Source organism: Shewanella algicola, assembly GCF_014648035.1.
GTDB lineage: Bacteria > Pseudomonadota > Gammaproteobacteria > Enterobacterales > Shewanellaceae > Shewanella > Shewanella algicola.
Genome location: NZ_BMQI01000001.1, coordinates 31,071 through 45,867, shown reverse-complemented (window position 1 = coordinate 45,867; position 14,797 = coordinate 31,071). Strand labels below are relative to the sequence as shown.

Here is a 14,797-nt window from a genome sequence, read left to right as displayed (position 1 = left end):
TATGTATTACTGCGAACGTGTCGGCAATCTCAAAATAATTGTTTCGCCGGTGTCGTTATCAATCTTTTCATCGGTAATCGTCGGAAATCCATGTTCTAACAATGGCGTCGGTATATTGTTAGCCACAGGGGCAACTGGCGCGCTATTGATGGCCTTAAGGCCTGCGTTTAGCGACAAGTAGTAACCTTCGTGTTGATAGCCGCGCATTTCGTTAAAACGGTCAAAGTCGGCATCTTGGGGTAAAGACGTAATGTAACGACCCACAGGGCTTATTGCCTGGTATTGCTTAGCCGGTATTGCGGCATTAAATAATCGTTGGCAAATGTTGTAAGGCGTTGCATCGACAATCGCCCCATCTGGCAACGTTGATGGGGATAATTTAACTAACTGAGATTGATGATATTCGCTGCCATTTAGGGAGTAGGTATAAACCTTCATTCCCAGTTGATGAGCGTCATGTTTAACGTTTGAATGCTGCATAAAACTGCGTATATCCAAGTGGATCCCTGAATTATTTCCGAGCTTTCTGTGCAATGCCGACAGTGATGATTTTGAGGTGTAGTCTTTATAACGAGAGCGATAACGTTTAGTGCCATAGCGACCGGCTAGCTCGAGGTTATTTTGATTGTCTAAATAGTAAGCATCGTTTTTGACGCCTTTACGCAAATCGGCCGCTAATTTTTCAACACTGGTAGGGTGACCACCTTGAATAAACCCTAAATAGACTGACGGATTAATGCCTCGTAGTTTATAGAGTACCTCTTGATTGGTTGAAGAATAATAAAACCCACCTAAGCCAATGTATCTTCGCAACATATTATCAAGCTCAACTAACTTTTGACCGTTGGTGTCGGATTTAATCTCTACATTGAGTTGTTGATTGTTATGGCGATATGCGGCAAAGGTTTTAAAGGCTTCAACAGCGGCAATAGGGCGTTGATTGAGTAAATTGTTACTGTGCTTGTCTCGCAGCTTAAGGTTAGAGAACTCTTTAAAGCTCATGCGGTTTAGCTTGAACCGTTCGCCGGTGTAATACACGGTTGCACGGCCTGTTTGGCTATCGTGATGATTAACCCAGGTGCCGTCTTTTAACAACATCACGTCAATTTCAACACTGTTAAAGTTGTCGTTTAATGCAGACGCGATGGCATTGGCGCTGCTCTCAGGTTGGCGAAAATCGCCGCGGTGGGCTGATATTTCTAACTGACATTGATCCGTAGACAACATTTTAATATTGCCGCTGTTAGCCAGATATAAATTTCGGTCAGCTAAACTCAATTGAGTATCAATAATATTTGCGCCCTGAGTGAGTGCATCCGTAGGGAAATGGGATAGCTCAGCAGGCGTAGTATTAATGGGTTTAGCTGGAGTAGGAGTGGATTTACAACCGGTTAAAGTGAACAGTAGAACAACAATAATGGTGCAGTAAACCTTAATGATAACGCCACGACTTATCATAAAGCATGTTTACAAGTTATTAATATTTAATGTTTTATACATTAACAACTGCGTTAAAACAACCGTGTAAGGCTAAGTAATTAGTCTTACACGTTAAAGTGTGAAGGTAATCTGTTTTGCTTATTTTGAAATGAAGCTAACGACAACCATTATTAGTGGCCCATTCATTAACGGGTTACAGAGTGATTAGCGTCAGGAGGTGTTGCTTAATCAGCGCAAAAGAGTGGTACAAAAAATTAGGATGCTCCCCAAAATACCGCTGCCGGCGTAGCCCTTGAACCGTAGGTTCAAGGCGGGTAAATGTTCATTTCCTAAGGCTTCTCGGTACGAGCCGAGCATGCACAATGTCAACAAAAGCATTCACCCTGGGTTTGTAAGTATCGGCACAGGGACATAGCCAACTCGCGCATATCCCAGGGAGCAAAACAGGGTAGAATTAAATCATGTTTAACTTAACTCTGAATTCTTAGTTTAGTCATCCTTGCGGCTTCGTTCAACCAACGATGTTTCTAATGTTGCTTGTAATAACGAAATACGCTCATCCATTTGCGCCATATATTGTTTATTTTTTTGTTTTTCTTCAAACAATTCATTGCCAATGTTCAGTGCAGCCATAATGGCTAATTCTTCACGGCTTAAATTGTTCGTACGCGACTTTAAGGTGGTCAGTTGACTTTCAACTTCTCTGGCCACAGTCCGTAGGGCATCTTCTCGTCCTTTTGGACATGCGATAGAGTAGGTGCGTCCCAAAAGGGTAATTTCAACAGCACTGTTACTCATAATGTCGCCTCAGATCCCTTAGTCAGTTCGCGAACTATATAGGGCTGAATTTAAAAGAGCAAGGCAACAGCAACGGTTTTTAACTAATTGCTGTTTGAGTGAACAAATCGCCTGCAATCATTGTATTACTATTCACAAATTTGAGCACAACTCGCGCTAGTATTTGGAGCATCATAGTAACTCTGCTAGCATTGAGACTGATATCGCGCTATTAGGAAAAAACCATGGCAACCCCACCTTCGTTATGTATCGAAAAACTTAAACAAGCCTTAGATGCGGCCGAAATTGGCCAGCACCCAGTAGAAGTGCACGGCGCACTTGTTGGGCTAATTTGTGGTGGCGTAAAACAAGACCATATGGCGTGGCTAAAACCATTGGTTGAGCTAATGAACGACGGCCAAGCCTTAGAGCATAATTTACAGCATTTAATTACTGAGCTTTATCAAGACACCGTAGCCCGTTTGGCTGATTTTGAATTTGGCTTTACTTTATTACTGCCAGAAGAAGAAGTCTCGCTTAGCCAACGCGTTGAAGCGTTAGCACTGTGGACTCAAAGCTTTTTAACTGGCATTGCGATTATTCAGCCTGAATTGGCTAAAGCATCACCGGACGTGCGTGAAGTGATTAAAGACTTAGCTGAAATCGCCCAGGTTGAATTTGATGTCGGTGATGATGATGAATCAGAAACCGCCTACGTTGAATTACAAGAATTTGTCAGAATGTCGGCCATTTTATGTTACTCAGAGTTTGGCCTAGACATGCCGTTAAATGACACCGATAAGTCATCGACTATCCATTAATCTTTAACAGTATCAGCAGCGGCGCAACGTATGACCACAGTACATCATTCAACTTCACCTCAAGCTGTCGACATTGCCATTGTAGGTGGCGCGATGGCTGGGGCAACATTAGCCTTAGGGTTAGCCAGGTTATCTGCATCACTTACGCGTCCGCTGCGTATCGCCCTAATTGAAGCCCACGTGGCTGACAATAAACACCCAGGATTCGATGCTCGCTCCATTGCCATTGCTCATGGTTCTATTTTTGAACTGACCCGTCTAGGCATTTGGCCAAAACTCAAGCATTTAGGCACACCGATTGAAAACATCCATGTGTCTGATCGCGGCCACTTTGGCATGACTGAGCTTAACGCTAAACCGCTAGGCTTAGATGCGCTAGGGCAGGTGGTTGAGCTGACTAAAGTCGGTAGCATACTGTTTGATGAACTGACTAAGTCGTCTGTACAGGTATATTGCCCCGCTAAAGTCACCGCTTTACAGGCCCAGCAGGATGGCCATGTGTTGTCGTTAGATGACGGCAGTCAGCTGCATTGCCAATTGCTGGTGGCCGCAGACGGTGCGCACTCAGTGGTGCGCCAGTATTTAGGCCAAACAACTGAACAAGTTGATTTTCAGCAAACGGCCATCGTTGCCAATGTCACCACCAATCAACCGCATCAACATTGGGCTTATGAGCGCTTTACCCAAACCGGCCCGCTTGCCTTATTGCCTATGCAAAACATGACCGCTTTTTCAGCGCAATTAAAAGAGTCCTCAACCCAATTAAAACAGTCCTCAGCGCAATTAATTGCCAAAGGACAATCGCGCTATTCGTTAGTGTGGGCATTGCCGCCAACGCAAGCTGATGACTTAAAAAATGCCGATAAAAGCGAATTTTTAGCCGCATTACAACATGCCTTTGGTAACCGTGTCGGCCAGTTTGTCGACGTTGGTCAGCGTGTCAGCTATCCGCTTACCTTGTCATACATGCCAAGGCCGATATATCACCGCTGTGTGTTTGTTGGTAATGCCGCGCAAACCTTACACCCCATAGCAGGGCAAGGCTTTAACCTTGGCCTGCGCGATGTGGTGGGCTTGTTAGATGTCATAGAACAGGCTATTGCTCAAACTCATGGTGAAGTCGATCTTGGCAGCAGCAACATCGTGCATCAATATTTGGCCGCACGCCAACAAGACCGCGACAACACTTTACGTAACATCGAATTTTTAGTCCGTGGCTTTTCCAATCAATATTGGCCATTAGTGGCTGGGCGTAATATTGGCCTGCGTTTATTGTCTTGGCTACCGCCGTTAAAACGCCCTGTAGCACAAACTGCCATGGGCTGGCGTTAACTCATTTTAAGGTAAGGATTGACCATGTTTTCAACCAAAACATATGATGTAGCCATCGTCGGCGGTGGTATGGTCGGGCTCGCAACGGCTATCGGTTTAGCCAATGCCGATCTGAATGTCGTGGTAATAGATGCAGGTACAACTCAGGCCGTCAGTGGCGAACCTAAATTACGCGTTAGCGCCATTAACAAAGCCAGTCAGCAACTGCTTGAAAATCTTGGTGCATGGCAATATCTCGACGACAGCCGCATTACTCCATATCAAAAAATGTCAGTGTGGGACAAAGACGGCCTAGGCAAAATTGAATTTGATGCCCACAGCATTAGCGAAACCTACCTAGGCTCGATAATTGAAAACGATGCTATTAGTCATGCCCTTGCCAAACGTGCCAACGAAATCACTAACCTTACCCACATAGAAGAACAGCGCCTTGAGCGTGTAGCCTTTGGTGAGCGCGAGGCCTGGCTTACGCTCGCTAATGGCGACAACGTCAGCGCTGCGGTTGTGGTTGCTGCAGACGGTGCCAACTCGTGGGTGCGTCAGCAGTGCAGTATTCCATTAACTTTTTGGGACTACGGCCACCACGCCATAGTGGCAACCGTGCGCACCGAACTCGCTCATGATGCAACCGCCAGACAAGCCTTTTTACCCGGCGGTCCATTAGCCATGTTGCCACTGTACGAAGATAACTTATGCTCCATCGTGTGGTCGGTATCGCCCGAGCAAGCCGAACACCTACAAGCCTTAGATGATATTGAATTTGGAAAAGCGTTAACCGCTGCCTTAGATGGCCGATTAGGAGTGTGTAGCGTTGAAAGCGAGCGGCAATCATTCCCACTGCGTATGCGTTATGCGCGTCATTTTGCTCGCCATCGTTTGGTGCTAGCAGGTGACGCAGCCCATACTATTCATCCGCTAGCAGGTCAGGGCGTAAACCTTGGGTTTTTAGACGCCGCCAGCATTGTCGACACCTTTACCGACCTGCACCAGCAAGGCAAAGACTTAGGCGAATATAGCCATTTACGTGCTCTAGAACGCTGGCGTAAAGCCGATGCTATGGAAATGATTGCCACCATGGAAGGTTTTAAAAGACTGTTTGCCGGCAGTAATCCCCTTAAAAAAGCCATTCGTGATATCGGTCTAACCCTGGTCGATAATGTCGCTGGGCTGAAAACAGTGTTCATCAGACAGGCTATGGGCAACAAAATGACATTACCTAAACTTTGTCGCGAACCAATTTCATCTTAGCTAATGTAGAAAGTTGTTTAATATCAGGCAATACAGCCAAATCAGTCATTTTATTGTAAAAAGTTATGTAAAAAAAATCACAGCAATGGATTAGCTAAACTAATGCGATAAACCTCGGATTAGAAAATTTTTTTGTATACAAAACAAGTCTGCGGAGTATAATTTTCAGCGCATTTTATCAAAGACCTACATAAGAAAGGCCTCAAAAAAAGGGATAATAATGGCTAGCAAAACTGTACTTTTTAACAAGCATTTAGAATCGAAAGCCAAAATGGTTGATTTTCATGGTTGGGAAATGCCGATTAATTACGGCTCTCAAATCGAAGAACACCATGCAGTGCGTCAAGATGCGGGCATGTTCGACGTATCGCACATGACAGTCGTTGACGTAACCGGTAGTGAAGCTTGTGCCTTTTTACGTAAGTTACTTGCTAACGATGTTGCCAAACTCACCGTACCAGGCAAAGCCCTATATGGCGGCATGCTAGACGAAACTGCTGGCATTATCGACGACCTTATTACCTATTACCTTACCGACACCCATTACCGTGTGGTGGTTAACTCAGCTACCCGCGACAAAGACTTAGCGTGGATCAACAAGCAAGCCGCCGCGTTTGATGTTGTGGTTACCGAGCGTCCAGAGCTAGCGATGATTGCTGTACAAGGTCCTAACGCTAAAGCCAAAGCTGCGCAGGTGTTCAATGCCGATCAAAACGCAGCCGTAGACGGCATGAAGCCATTTTTTGGTGTGCAATCAGGCAACCTATTTATTGCCACAACCGGTTACACCGGCGAAGCTGGCTACGAAATCATTGTTCCAGAAACCGAAGCAGAAGCCTTATGGCAAGCATTATTAGACACAGGCGTTAAGCCGTGTGGCCTAGGTGCGCGCGACACCCTACGTTTAGAAGCGGGCATGAACCTATACGGTCAAGACATGGACGAGTCAATTAACCCATTAGCCGCCAACATGGGCTGGACAGTCGCGTGGGAGCCAAGCGATCGAGACTTTATTGGCCGCGACGCACTGACTGCCATTAAAGCTGCAGGCACTGAAAAATTAGTCGGTTTAGTCATGGAAGAAAAGGGCGTTTTACGCCATGATATGGCTGTGTTCTTTACCGACGCAGACGGTGTAGAACATCAAGGTGTGATCACCAGCGGTTCGTTTTCGCCAACGTTAGGTTACTCTATTGCTATGGCCCGCGTGCCTAATGGTATTGGCGCTACCGCTGAAGTTGAAATGCGTAAAAAGCGCGTCACGGTCAACGTGATTGCACCCAGCTTTGTGCGCAACGGTAAACAAGCCTTTTAAGTGTGAGTAAACCACAGCTGCGCTAGGATGTTAGGGTGTATTGGGCATCAGCAACAACATGGCATTCACTCAAGTCGGGTCGTGGTTTACCCCAACAAATTAATTGATTAAGAATTAGAACATCAGATAAAGGAACAACAACAATGAGCACTATTCCAGCAGACTTGAAATATGCATCTTCACACGAATGGATCCGTAAAGAAGCAGACGGTAGCTACACCGTAGGTATCACTGAGCATGCTCAAGAGCTTCTAGGCGACATGGTATTCGTAGAATTACCAGAAGTAGGCGACACAGTAACTGCTGGTGAAGACTGCGCAGTAGCTGAGTCAGTTAAAGCTGCGTCAGACATTTACGCGCCAATTTCTGGTGACGTGATTGCCGTTAACGAAGCATTAGAAGACTCGCCAGAGTTAGTGAACAGCGACGCTTACGGCGACGGTTGGTTCTTCCGCGTAATGCCATCTGATGAGTCAGACGTTGATGCATTACTTGATGCAGACGGTTATCAAGAAGTGATTGACGAAGAATAATCGCCAACCACAGGAAGCTCCCTAGGGAGCTTCTTTGCTATATCACTTCTGCGCTTAGCTAAAGAGATAAGCAGCTGCAGCGTAATTGCACCTTTGGCAGCGATAAGCCAAGGGCAAATGCGCTGCATATAAACCCTTAACGGGTTAGACACGTATTACACGTTTTCACCCTTTTCCAGTTCTGTGCCCTACCGCCTTAACTGGTCGATTTGGAACAAGGTTTATCATGACCAAGCAAACCCTGACACAATTAGAACAGCACGAACTTTTCCTCACTCGTCATATCGGCCCAAATGCAGAACAACAACAAGACATGTTGAACTTCATTGGCGCAGAATCATTAGACGATTTAACCGCACAAACGGTTCCGGGTAAAATTCGCCTACCACAAGATCTCACCATTGGTGATTCATGTGGCGAAGCCGAAGGTATCGCTTATATCCGCGACATAGCAGACAAAAACACTGTGTTTAAAAGCTATATCGGTATGGGTTACTACGGCGTACAAGTGCCAAATGTCATTTTGCGTAACGTGTTTGAAAACCCAGGTTGGTACACAGCGTACACGCCATACCAGCCTGAAATCGCTCAAGGCCGTCTTGAAGCGATTTTAAACTTCCAACAAGTATCAATGGATCTTACCGGTCTTGACCTTGCTTCTGCATCATTACTCGACGAAGCCACCGCTGCAGCAGAAGCCATGGCGCTAGCTAAGCGTGTGTCTAAAGCTAAAAAAGCTAACATCTTCTTTGTGGCTGACGATGTGTTCCCGCAAACGTTAGACGTTATCAAAACGCGCGCAGAATGTTTTGGTTTTGAAGTGATCGTCGGCCCCGCAAAGGATGCTGCAAATTACGAACTGTTTGGTGCCTTGTTCCAATACACTAACCGCCACGGCCAAATTACTGACTACACTGAGTTATTTACACAGTTACGTGACAAAAAGGTCGTTGTGACCGTAGCAGCCGACATCATGTCGTTAATGCTACTTAAATCACCAGGCGCCATGGGCGCAGACGTGGTATTTGGTAGCGCGCAACGTTTTGGCGTACCAATGGGATACGGCGGACCACATGCAGCCTTCTTTGTTGCCCGTGACGAGCACAAACGTTCAATGCCTGGGCGTATTATTGGTGTGTCAAAAGACACCCGTGGCAACAGCGCATTACGTATGGCCATGCAAACGCGCGAGCAACATATTCGCCGCGAAAAAGCCAACTCAAATATTTGTACCGCGCAAATTTTACTTGCCAACATGGCCTCGTTTTATGCCGTGTTCCATGGCCCACATGGTTTAAAAACCATAGCATCACGCATTAACCGCTTAACCGACATTTTAGCTGCAGGCTTACAAGCTAAAGGCGTTAACCTGGTTAACAACACCTGGTTTGACACCATCAGCCTTAAAGATGTTGATGTTGCAGCTATTAATGCGCGCGCTATTGCCGCACAAGTTAACTTACGTATCGATGCCGATGGCATTGTGGGCATCAGTCTAGATGAAACCACTATCCGTAAAGACATCGCAGTATTGTTTGAGGTGATTTTAGGCGCAGACCACGGCCTAGATGTTGCCGCACTCGATAGCGACATCGTAGCCAATGGTAGCCAGTCAATTCCTGAAGCACTTGTGCGTCAAGATGCGGTGTTAACTCACCCAACGTTTAACCGCTACCAAAGCGAAACCGAGATGATGCGTTACATCAAGCGTCTCGAGAACAAAGATTTAGCCTTAAACCACTCTATGATTTCGTTAGGTTCGTGCACCATGAAGCTTAACGCCGCCGTAGAAATGCTGCCGGTCAGCTGGCCAGAATTTGCCAACATGCACCCATTCTGCCCGCTAGATCAGGCCCAAGGTTACACGCAGTTAATCGATGAGCTGTCTGAGTTTTTAGTTAAAATCACCGGTTACGATGCCGTGTGTATTCAACCAAACTCAGGCGCACAAGGCGAATACGCAGGCTTGTTAGCCATTAAGAAGTACCATGAGTCTCGCGGCGACGCGCACCGTGACATTTGCTTAATTCCGCAATCAGCGCACGGTACCAACCCAGCATCGGCGCAACTTGCCGGTATGAAAGTGGTTGTCACCGCCTGTGACAAGCAAGGTAACGTTGATTTAGAAGACTTACGTGCAAAAGCATCTGAGTTAGCCGACAGCTTATCGTGCATCATGGTTACGTACCCGTCTACTCACGGTGTATACGAAGAATCAATTCGTGAAATATGCGAAATCGTTCATCAATATGGCGGTCAAGTTTACTTAGACGGTGCCAACATGAACGCACAAGTTGGCGTAACATCACCTGGCTTTATCGGCGCAGACGTATCGCACTTAAACTTGCACAAGACCTTTGCTATCCCGCATGGCGGCGGTGGTCCTGGTATGGGCCCAATCGGCATTAAAAAGCACCTTGCGCCATTTGTTGCCGGCCATGTTGTGGTTAAGCCAGGCCGCGAAAGCGACCATAACGGCGCAGTATCTGCCGCACCATATGGCAGCGCCAGCATCCTGCCAATCAGCTGGATGTACATCAAGCTGTTAGGCACTAAAGGCATTAAGCAATCAACCCAAACGGCATTGTTAAACGCTAACTACATCATGAAAAAGCTATCAACACATTACCCTGTGTTGTTCACCGGCCGTAATGACCGCGTAGCGCATGAATGTATTATCGATTTACGTCCATTAAAAGAAACCTCAGGCGTGACCGAAATGGACATCGCTAAGCGTCTTAACGATTACGGATTCCATTCTCCAACCATGAGTTTCCCAGTAGCGGGTACCTTAATGATTGAGCCTACGGAATCAGAGTCTAAAGTTGAGTTAGATCGTTTCGTTGAAGCCATGATTTCTATTCGCGGCGAAATCGCCAAAGTAGAAGCTGGCGAGTGGCCAGTAGACAACAACCCACTGCACAATGCACCGCATACACTAGCAGACATTATGGACACCGAGTTTGACTCACGTCCGTACAGCCGCGAAGTAGCCGTGTTCCCAACCGCAGCGGTTAAGGCGAATAAGTTTTGGCCAACGGTTAATCGTATTGATGATGTTTATGGCGATCGCAACCTTATGTGTTCTTGCGTACCACTCAGTGACTACGAATAAATGATAATGACTACTTGGCCTCGATAATACGGCGTCAGCCGACACTTTTCTCTTCTCATTGACACCAGTCAACTCCGAGGAGAAAAGCATCGGCTTCCTTGTCTTCTCATCGGCAGTAACGCCATTATCGTGGTAGTAGACTTTATTTGAAGTTTTAGTATTTAAAGCGACCGCAAGGTCGCTTTTTGGTGCCTGTCATTCTGGTCAATCCCGAACAAACGTTATTTCGGCAATGCTTATATTTACGTCAGTCCGGTAATGCTTATATTTACGTCAGTCCAGTAATGTTTATATTTACGTCTTTCCGGCAATGCTTTTTAGCCGGAATCCAGGTGTTTGCTTATGCTTTCTAATAAGTAGGTTTCGTCCAACATACTGAGTAAGCTCATTAAAAAGTGAACCTTCGGTTCGCCTGCCGCAGAGCTGTATTTGTAAAGAGCGGCTTCACCAGCGACGCCATTATTGTGGTAGTGGGCTTCAATTGAAGTTGTAGTATTTAAAAGCGACCGCAAGGTCACTTTTTTGTGTTCGAGATATCAGAAATGTTTATATTTACGTCTTTCCGGCAATGGTTTTTAGCCGGAATCCAGGCGTTTGCTTATGCTTTTTTGCACCTATGGCCTATGGCTTGTGGCACTAAAAGCGTGGCCAATTTTACCTGGTCACTACAGTCAGTATTAATCAGGTGACTCAACACTCTGAAGCATAAGGGCTTTTAATCGTTCATTCATTTCAGAAAGATCTTGCTTCTGTTTGTCAGTCTCTGCTTGCGTCGGGGCGAAAGCGTTATTTTGAGCAACTAATTGAGCCGTATATGCACCTATGTTTGCTTCAAGTTGTTTTTTCTTGAGTAAAACCTCTTGAGTCGACAATTTTCGTTGTTCCAAAGCCTTAGTTATTTCAACTAACCCGGCCATCAATGAGCATTGCGAATGATATCTTTGAATATCGACTAAAGCATTTTCAGTCGTATAAATTTTTGCACTGTCTGTGGTTTCAGTTAATATTTTCTGGTCAATAATCGCTAATGATTTAGCTCTGCTTACATCCATCGCTCTGATGATGGCGGTTCCCATTGCATTGGCATAAATTTCTTCATTTGCCATTGATTGAATACCGGTAACAGCGGTAGCTGCCGCGGCTAACTCTGCTGCAGTTTGGGCATGGCTAATAACGGCAGCAGTGCCTGTTAATAGCATAGATAAACTCCCCATACCTACATTCCAAGAGTTGGCATTGCTGATAATGTTTGCCTGATGTTGAGTACACTTTTTGTCTGAACTTAATATTGCTTGAGCTATAAATGCTTTACGTTTAGTACTATTACTATTGAGAGTCGCTATGTCGTTAACGCTTAAGATTATTTCGCTATTATCATTAAAATAGGGAATATCCTCATCGTTATCCGCCATCACAGCATCTGGGAGATAAGTATTTGCGAGTGAACCGCATCCTTGTATTAACGTTATCAATATTATAAACAGTATCTTACGCATAACTATATCCTTATATTAAATGTGCGGAGGTTGTTGGTGTGTTGTTTAGAAAAACCTTATGATTAAAAGTTAGCCTAAAAATATTGAATAGAGTTATCACCGATTAGTATTAATTTTGTACTGCTTAATTAACCCTTTTGGGTAAAGTGAGTAGTGTCGCAATCTTACCGAAATCATTCTGATCTCATGCATCAAACCATTCGATTGTCTTATGGCGTATTGCGGAAGGTCATGCCGATAAAATACAGTTTGCATGTTTGGGATCCCTCACGCTCTGTCTCCCACTTATTAGCCCCATTTATGACTTATTCGCGCCTTTATTGCCGGTTTTATTATTCAAAACAATTAATTTGTAAACAGCTGCTACAGTCCGTTGTTATTCGTATCTTTTAACGGGCTTTGCTCGCTATACTGGGGTGTCAGTATGTGCTGGTTTTTGAATGGGAACAAACGGTTGTCCCCCAGCCAAAGGCTGTTACACATCAACTCATAAAATGAATACGAACTCATTCTGAATGAAGGAGAGGCTCTCGTGAAAAAAGTAGGGATTTTAATACTGTGTTTGTTGATGCCAATGGCATCAGCTTTTGCAGAGCAAACCAAAACATTATCGGCAGAGGTGCTTTGGCAACTCAAGCGTATCGGTAGTCCGATTGTTTCACCCCAAGGTGATCATATTATTGCTGCCGTCACTGAGTACGACATACCAGAAGATAAAGGCACGACTCAACTATGGTCGTTTGCAAAAGATGGCTCAGGTCAGTATGCACTTACTGCAAAAGGTCTACGCGCGAGTGAACCTGTGTTTTCTCCAGACGGAAAAACCTTAGCTTTTGTCAGTAAACGCGACAAAGATGAAGCAGGGCAAATCTACTTATTACCAATGAATGGACCGGGCGAAGCGCAACGCTTAACTGAGGTTCCCGGTGGCGTGCATGGTATTAAGTGGGTTGGTGAGAACATTTACTTCATTAGCCGTATTTTCCCAGGCAAAGACTGGGAACAAATGACCGAGCAGCTCAAAGCTGATAAAGACGATAAGGTCTCTGCCCACCAGTGGAACGCACTGCCTTATTCACATTTTGACCATTGGATAGATGAAGAAAGAGAAGCACATGTTTTTCGTATTTCAGCCAAAGGTGGAGACGTTGAAGCCATCACCCAACCACTGAAAAAGCAATTGCCACGTTCTACACAAAACGCTGGCAGCTACGATATCGACCCAAGCGAACGTTGGATTGCTTTTAACTCGAACGGCTCCGCTAACCAAGTTGACCCTAAAATTGATGTATTTCTTGCTAAAATCGGTAGCGGAAAATATGAAAATTTAACTCCGAACAATCAAGCACCTGATAGTGGACCTAAATTTAGTCCAGATGGTAAAACACTTGCCTTCACCCGCCAATTAATTCATGGCTTCTACGGTGACACTTCACACTTGGTGTTGTTCGATATGGACAAACGTAGCGAACGTGTAGTGACCAAAGATTGGGACCGATCTGTTTCTAAATATCTCTGGACGCCAGATAGTAAGGGATTTTATGCATCAATAGCCGATGCAGCCACAAACCGCATTTACTACATCAATGCTAAAAATGGCCAAGTGAGACAAGTTACCAACAATACCGATTTTGGCAAACCCTCTATCGCCAAAGACGGTACTTTGGTTGCTGCCAATCAAAGTTTTTTACATCCCGCACGCGTGGTGAAGATTAACTCTCGCAATGGAAAAATAACGCGTTTAGATAGCTTTAACGATGATGTATTGGCCAATGTGGATATGGGTACTTATGAGTCGGTGACTTATAAAGGTTATAACGGTGATGATATCCAGATGTGGGTGCACTACCCACCGGGATTTGATAAAACCAAAAAATACCCACTGATGATGTTGATCCACGGTGGTCCTCACGGTGCGATTTCAAACAGCTTCCATTACCGTTGGAATGCGCAAACGTTCGCTTCTTGGGGGTACGTGACCGCTTGGCCCAATTTCCACGGATCAGGCAGTTTTGGCCAGAAATTTACTGACAGTATTAACCCTGATTGGAAGAACAAGTCGCTCGAGGATATCTACAAAGCAACGGATTGGTTTAAGAGCAAAGATTGGATTGATAGCGAACGTTTAGTCGCTGGTGGTGGCAGTTATGGTGGTTACTTAAGCTCAATTATTTTGGGGCAAAAAGATAACCCGTTCAATGCACTGTTTATCCATGCTGCGGTGTATAACATGTACTCCCAAATGGCGGCGGATTTCGCGGTACACAGTACACGTTTTGGTAGTTTTTGGGAAAACCCTGAAATTTATAAATCTATATCACCTCACTATGGCGCAGCCAATTTTGATACGCCAACCTTGGTTATTCACGGTCAGTTAGACCAACGAGTGCCCGTAGGACAAGGATTTGAGTTATTCCGCACATTGCAAACCAAAGGTGTCGAGTCGCGGATGATTTACTTCCCTGATGAGAATCACTGGGTGCTGAAGCCAAATAACTCGATTTATTGGTACGGCCAAGTGAAAGATTGGATGACTCGTTTTGCAGAGCCCGGTGGTAAGTAGTAAGTAGTAAATAAAACCGTTCGCACTTAACATCGCGGGTGCATCTATGCACAAGGCAGCCAAGAGAGCCAGTATCTCTTGGGCTTTTGGATAAGTGGGGGGGATTCGTCAGACTCTGACCCCACTTATTAAATTATAGGGCCTTTCATTGCTTCAA

General features: G+C 45.2%; 10 protein-coding genes and 1 other RNA gene. 7 read left to right on the top strand and 4 right to left on the bottom strand.

Annotated elements, in window-relative coordinates; genetic code table 11:
* Window positions 1-6: 6 nt before the first annotated feature.
* The 3 genes from IEY42_RS00185 to IEY42_RS00175 all read right to left on the bottom strand — a co-directional run bounded on the left by IEY42_RS00185 (window position 7) and on the right by IEY42_RS00175 (window position 2,238).
* Window positions 7-1,458 (bottom strand): glycerophosphodiester phosphodiesterase, encoded by a 1,452-nt coding sequence (locus IEY42_RS00185; protein ID WP_188923382.1) that lies wholly within the window; start codon window positions 1,456-1,458, stop codon window positions 7-9.
* A gap of 241 nt (window positions 1,459-1,699) precedes the next feature.
* Window positions 1,700-1,881: non-coding RNA, 6S RNA (gene ssrS / locus IEY42_RS00180), on the bottom strand.
* Between the two features lie 48 nt (window positions 1,882-1,929).
* Window positions 1,930-2,238, bottom strand: coding sequence for a cell division protein ZapA (locus IEY42_RS00175; protein ID WP_188922472.1), 309 nt, complete (start codon window positions 2,236-2,238; stop codon window positions 1,930-1,932).
* Between the two features lie 224 nt (window positions 2,239-2,462).
* On the opposite strand from IEY42_RS00175, the gene IEY42_RS00170 reads away from it, so the two are divergent.
* The 6 genes from IEY42_RS00170 (at window position 2,463) to gcvP (ending at window position 10,581) form a co-directional block, all read left to right on the top strand.
* Entirely contained in the window at window positions 2,463-3,038 is a 576-nt protein-coding gene (locus IEY42_RS00170) for a UPF0149 family protein (RefSeq protein WP_188923381.1), read from the top strand.
* A gap of 30 nt (window positions 3,039-3,068) precedes the next feature.
* Window positions 3,069-4,370 carry a UbiH/UbiF/VisC/COQ6 family ubiquinone biosynthesis hydroxylase gene (locus tag IEY42_RS00165; RefSeq protein ID WP_188923380.1) on the top strand — a complete coding sequence of 434 codons (1,302 nt, stop codon included), beginning with the start codon at window positions 3,069-3,071 and terminating at the stop codon, window positions 4,368-4,370.
* Window positions 4,371-4,394: 24 nt separating this feature from the next.
* Window positions 4,395-5,618, top strand: a complete 1,224-nt coding sequence (locus IEY42_RS00160) for an FAD-dependent oxidoreductase (protein WP_188923379.1) — start codon at window positions 4,395-4,397, stop codon at window positions 5,616-5,618.
* Window positions 5,619-5,838: 220 nt separating this feature from the next.
* Complete coding sequence (gcvT, locus tag IEY42_RS00155; protein ID WP_188923378.1) at window positions 5,839-6,933, top strand: glycine cleavage system aminomethyltransferase GcvT; 1,095 nt, start codon at window positions 5,839-5,841, stop codon at window positions 6,931-6,933.
* 143 nt (window positions 6,934-7,076) lie between these two features.
* Window positions 7,077-7,466, top strand: a complete 390-nt coding sequence (gcvH, locus tag IEY42_RS00150; protein WP_188922482.1) for a glycine cleavage system protein GcvH — start codon at window positions 7,077-7,079, stop codon at window positions 7,464-7,466.
* 226 nt (window positions 7,467-7,692) lie between these two features.
* On the top strand, window positions 7,693-10,581 hold the full coding sequence (gcvP, locus tag IEY42_RS00145; RefSeq protein WP_188923377.1) for an aminomethyl-transferring glycine dehydrogenase: 2,889 nt from the start codon (window positions 7,693-7,695) through the stop codon (window positions 10,579-10,581).
* A gap of 677 nt (window positions 10,582-11,258) precedes the next feature.
* Here the strand turns inward: gcvP and IEY42_RS00140 are convergent.
* Window positions 11,259-12,077 (bottom strand): hypothetical protein, encoded by an 819-nt coding sequence (locus IEY42_RS00140; protein WP_188923376.1) that lies wholly within the window; start codon window positions 12,075-12,077, stop codon window positions 11,259-11,261.
* A 532-nt stretch (window positions 12,078-12,609) separates the two neighbouring features.
* On the opposite strand from IEY42_RS00140, the gene IEY42_RS00135 reads away from it, so the two are divergent.
* A complete protein-coding gene (locus IEY42_RS00135) occupies window positions 12,610-14,640 on the top strand; it encodes a S9 family peptidase (RefSeq protein ID WP_188923375.1) in 2,031 nt (676 codons plus the stop codon).
* Window positions 14,641-14,797 lie beyond the last annotated feature (157 nt).

Coding starts and splice junctions, on each gene's coding strand:
- IEY42_RS00175 (WP_188922472.1), bottom strand. CDS start 2,238: ATGAGTAACAGTGCTGTTGAAATTACCCTTTTGGGACGCACCTACTCT.
- IEY42_RS00185 (WP_188923382.1), bottom strand. CDS start 1,458: ATGATAAGTCGTGGCGTTATCATTAAGGTTTACTGCACCATTATTGTT.
- gcvP (WP_188923377.1), top strand. CDS start 7,693: ATGACCAAGCAAACCCTGACACAATTAGAACAGCACGAACTTTTCCTC.
- IEY42_RS00140 (WP_188923376.1), bottom strand. CDS start 12,077: ATGCGTAAGATACTGTTTATAATATTGATAACGTTAATACAAGGATGC.
- gcvH (WP_188922482.1), top strand. CDS start 7,077: ATGAGCACTATTCCAGCAGACTTGAAATATGCATCTTCACACGAATGG.
- IEY42_RS00160 (WP_188923379.1), top strand. CDS start 4,395: ATGTTTTCAACCAAAACATATGATGTAGCCATCGTCGGCGGTGGTATG.
- gcvT (WP_188923378.1), top strand. CDS start 5,839: ATGGCTAGCAAAACTGTACTTTTTAACAAGCATTTAGAATCGAAAGCC.
- IEY42_RS00170 (WP_188923381.1), top strand. CDS start 2,463: ATGGCAACCCCACCTTCGTTATGTATCGAAAAACTTAAACAAGCCTTA.
- IEY42_RS00165 (WP_188923380.1), top strand. CDS start 3,069: ATGACCACAGTACATCATTCAACTTCACCTCAAGCTGTCGACATTGCC.